Below are 3,439 nucleotides of genomic sequence, written 5' to 3'. Positions count from 1 at the left end.
AAAACACAACCATGGAAAATGACAAAATCGTAGTCGGTCTTGACATAGGCACAACAAAGATTTGTGCGATAGTCGGCCGGAAAAATGAGTTTGGCAAGTTGGAGGTCCTTGGCATGGGTAAAGCCGAATCAGACGGTGTGATCCGCGGGATAGTAACCAATATTGACAAAACGGTTAACGCCATCGAAAAAGCCGTAAGAGAAGCCGAAGACCAGTCAGGCATCGACATCAGAGTAGTAAATGTAGGTATCGCAGGCCAACACATAAAAAGCTCAATTCATCATGGAAGCATTACCAGATCTTCTAATGATGACGAGATTACTGTGGAAGATGTAAATAGGCTTACCAACGATATGTATAGAATCGTAATACCTCCTGGTAGCGAGATTATACATGTTATGCCTCAGGATTATACAGTAGATTACGAAGATGGCATTAAAGACCCGGTGGGTATGTCGGGTGTTAAATTAGAGGCCGATTTTCATGTAATTACTGCACAGACAAACGCGATCAATAATATCAATAAATGTGTAAGAAGAGCAGGTCTCGAAATTGAGAATCTGATCCTCGAGCCATTGGCATCGAGCATGGCTGTTTTGAGTGAAGAGGAAAAAGAAGCAGGCATTTGCCTGGTTGATATTGGAGGCGGTACGACCGACATCGCCATTTTCCATGACAATATCATAAGACACACCGCTGTCATTCCTTTCGGAGGCAATATCATTACATCTGATATCAAACAAGGCTGTATGGTGATGCAGCACCAGGCCGAGACTTTGAAGACAAAATTTGGTAAAGCCATAGCCGAGGAGGCCAGTCCAAACGAAATCGTTTCAATTCCCGGCATAAGAAATAGGGCTCCAAAAGAGATTTCTGTTAAGAACCTGGCACACATTATCGAAGCCAGAATGGAGGAGATCATCGAGTTGGCCCATACAGAAATAATCACTTCCGGATTTGAAAATAAACTAGCCGGAGGCATAGTAGTAACAGGTGGTGGCTCTCAGTTGGGCTGCTTAAAGCAACTCGTGGAGTACATGAGTGGAATGGATGCGAGGATCGGATACCCTAACGAGCACCTTGGCAAAAGCAAGGTAGATGCAGTGAAGAGTCCGATGTATGCCACTTCAGTAGGTTTGGTTCTTTCTGGTTTCAGAGCAATCGATGAGAGAGAAAATATCTACAAAGAGAGAAAAGAAAGTGGAAAGGTAATAGCGCGTAAAAAAGAGGCTGTAAAAGGTGATTTTTTCGCAAAGATCCTTAACAAGACCAAAGGGTTATTGATAGATGACCTTGATGGTAAAAACGATTACTAAATAGCTTTGAGAATTGAGAGTTTAGGAATGAGAAATATTCAACTAAGCACTCAAACCCTCAATACTAATTGAAACCACTAAAAAAATATTGTTATGTCTGAAAACGCATATAAATTCGAAATCCCCAAACACCACAAATCGATCATAAAGGTGATCGGAGTCGGTGGTGGAGGTAGCAATGCCGTTAATCACATGTTTAACCAGGGAATCAAAGATGTAGAGTTTGTTGTCTGCAATACCGATTCTCAAGCGCTAAAAAGCAGCGTAGTACCAAACAAACTACAGATAGGTACAAATCTTACTGAAGGTCTGGGTGCCGGAGCCAATCCTGAAGTAGGAAAAAATGCCGCTTTAGAAAGTAAAGAAGATATTAGAGATCTGCTTGGTACAGATACTAAAATGGTATTTATCACAGCAGGTATGGGAGGAGGTACCGGTACAGGTGCCGCTCCAGTAATTGCCAAGATCGCAAAAGAAATGGACATTCTTACGGTAGGTATCGTAACCGCTCCATTCGGCTTTGAAGGTAAGAAAAAATCAAAACAAGCTGAGTTAGGAATTTCAGCCTTAAAAGAAAGTTGTGATACTGTGCTTGTCATACTCAATGATAAGTTGAGAGAAATTCATGGAAACTTATCGATAGGTAATGCTTTCGCTCAGGCCGATAATATTCTAACAACTGCCTCTAAAGGTATAGCCGAAATTATTACAGTTGCGGGATATGTAAATGTCGATTTCCAGGATGTGCGAACTGTAATGCTTGATGCCGGAGCAGCCGTAATGGGATCTGCGACTACCAAAGGTGAGAACAGAGCACAACGCGCAGCTGAAGAGGCGTTAGCTTCTCCTTTACTAGATAATAAAGACATTTTAGGTGCTCAGAAGATCTTGCTTAGCATCATATCAGGTGAGCAGGCTGAGCTGCAAATGGATGAGCTTACTGAAATTACAGAGTACATCCAGGATCAGGCTGGTGACGAAGCTGAAGTAATATTTGGTCACGGTGTTGATCCTGACCTCGATGATAGTATTAGAGTAACAGTGATTGCCACTGGCTTTGATGAGTATCAGCAGGCTAGAAAGCGTGAGAATATCGAGAAAGAAGAGGAAAGTAAGAGAGTTTACGATCTTGACTCAAACAAGCAAATTACCATGTTTGAGTCTGATAACTCTGTAAATAGCTCGAGAGATGAAATTACGAGCCGAAATGTGGGTAGTAGCAATAGCGAACCTCTGGAAGAAAGAGGCTATTCTTTCACCACACGCGTAAATCAAAGCGAGCCGACTAATGAGCCTCAAAACAATCAAAATACAAATAATCATGATGATGATTTGTTTGGCTTAGATGATGAGTTCGAAATAGAAGGTAGTGATAGCGATCAGGTGATCAATGCTGATGGTATGATGGACGTCAGAGATACCCAGGATCGGTTGAGAAAGCAGGCTGAAGAAAGAGTACAGAGACTAAAAGGTATCAATAAAGGCCATATGTCAACAGATGAGTTTAAGGAGCGTTTAGATGTTCCTGCTTATTTGAGAAAGGATGTGAGACTGCAAAATGTGCCACATTCTTCTGAGCCTCATGTATCGAAGTACAACCTAAATGATGACAATCAGATTTTGGGTAATAATAAGTTTTTACACGATAATGTAGACTAACGATAGTCTCAAAACAGATCAATATTAATGCAATTTTTTAATAAAGACTCTGGTTGACATTTACAGCATTATTAAACCGGCTTACTCCAATTCGTAGTGGTTGTTGGTTGTAATTTTTTGGCCGGTGCTGTGATGTCAAATTTTTTACAGACTCCCGAGGGTGCGCCCCGGGAGTTTTTTTATTTAGAATTGTATTTTTTTGACGGTTTCCGTATTTGCCTGCAGAAATTATTATAATTACTTTCAAGGGTTTTAATTTCTAAAATATTTTCAAATTCAGGAGCTTTAATAATTATGAGGAATTTGTTTTTTATAATCCTGTCATTATACGCTGTAACGTGCTACGGTCAAAAAGAATATGACTATCCAAAGACACCTAAGGATTCAACAATCAATGAGTATTTTAAAGAAAAGGTTGAGGATCCATATCAATGGATGGAAAATAGCTCTGACCCAAGATTAGG

Annotated in this window: 2 protein-coding genes; both read left to right on the top strand. The window is 40.5% G+C overall.

Translation table 11 applies throughout. The annotated features are described in order from the left end of the window. The first annotated feature begins 11 nt into the window (after positions 1-11). On the top strand, positions 12-1,316 hold the full coding sequence (ftsA, locus tag E1176_RS03785; RefSeq protein WP_155209240.1) for a cell division protein FtsA: 1,305 nt from the start codon (positions 12-14) through the stop codon (positions 1,314-1,316). A 93-nt stretch (positions 1,317-1,409) separates the two neighbouring features. Further along, positions 1,410-2,975 (top strand): cell division protein FtsZ, encoded by a 1,566-nt coding sequence (gene ftsZ / locus E1176_RS03780; RefSeq protein WP_155209239.1) that lies wholly within the window; start codon positions 1,410-1,412, stop codon positions 2,973-2,975. Positions 2,976-3,439 lie beyond the last annotated feature (464 nt).

Source organism: Fulvivirga aurantia (assembly GCF_009711475.1).
In the GTDB taxonomy this organism is placed as follows: Bacteria; Bacteroidota; Bacteroidia; order Cytophagales; family Cyclobacteriaceae; genus Fulvivirga; species Fulvivirga aurantia.
The sequence above is the reverse complement of the archived record's forward strand: the minus strand, read 5'-3'. Positions and strand labels throughout refer to the sequence as shown.